The 778-nt window shown below is 70.4% G+C and carries 2 protein-coding genes; both read left to right on the forward strand.

Going from position 1 to position 778, the window contains the following annotated elements; all coding sequences use genetic code 11:
- Window positions 1-339, forward strand: a 339-nt coding sequence (locus KZA10_RS16575; RefSeq protein ID WP_374196613.1) for an FAD-dependent oxidoreductase, incomplete at its 5' end; no start/stop codon positions are given.
- Window positions 336-778, forward strand: a 443-nt coding sequence (locus KZA10_RS16580) for an HAD family hydrolase (RefSeq protein WP_374196614.1), incomplete at its 3' end; no start/stop codon positions are given. The genes KZA10_RS16575 and KZA10_RS16580, both read left to right, overlap by 4 nt.

Raw genomic sequence — 778 nt, forward strand, 5'->3', positions numbered from 1 at the left:
CTCAACCAGATGTACACGCAGCTTCCCGACGGGACGCTCATCATCGGCGACTCGCACTCCACAGCCACGGCCCCGGCGCCGTTCCAGCCCGAGGCTGCGTTCACCGCCTTCCTCGCGGAGGCCGAAGCGCTGTTCGACGCCCCGGCGCCGCGCGTGATCGAGCGCTGGCAGGGCGTGTACGCGAAGGGGCCGCAGGAATTCCTGATCGATCGTGGCGACGACGGCGTGCTGGTGCTCGCCGCGACCACCGGCATCGGGATGACCACGGGCCTGGGACTTGCCGAAGAGAACCTCGCCGCCGCCTTCGGGTGGGCGGCAGCAATGGAAGGAACATCATGACCACTCCTCTCGAACTCGTCGTGCTCGACATGGCGGGAACCACAGTGCTCGACGACGGCGTCGTCGAGCAGGCGTTCCAGCGCGCCGCCGAGCGCACGGGCGTCGCGGACCGGATGCCGTGGGACGAGGCGCTGGACTACGTGCGCGTGACCATGGGGCAGTCGAAGATCGACGTCTTCACGCACCTCTCCGGCGGCGATGCCGAGGCGGCAGCACGGGCGACGGCCGCCTTGGAGGGCGCCTATGCCGAGATCGTCTCCGAGCAGGGCGTCTCCGAGATCCCCGGCGCCGCCGACGCGATCCAGGGGTTGAAGGACTCCGGGCTGAAGGTCGTGCGCACGCAGACCTCGTCGGTGCACGCAGTCGCGGTCGCCGGCGACACCGTCAGCGACGTCGAGTCGGGCCGTCGGGCCGGCGCCGGCTTCGTCGCGGGTGTGCT

The sequence above is a fragment of the Microbacterium sp. BF1 genome, from assembly GCF_019279095.1.
Taxonomy (GTDB): domain Bacteria; phylum Actinomycetota; class Actinomycetes; order Actinomycetales; family Microbacteriaceae; genus Microbacterium; species Microbacterium maritypicum.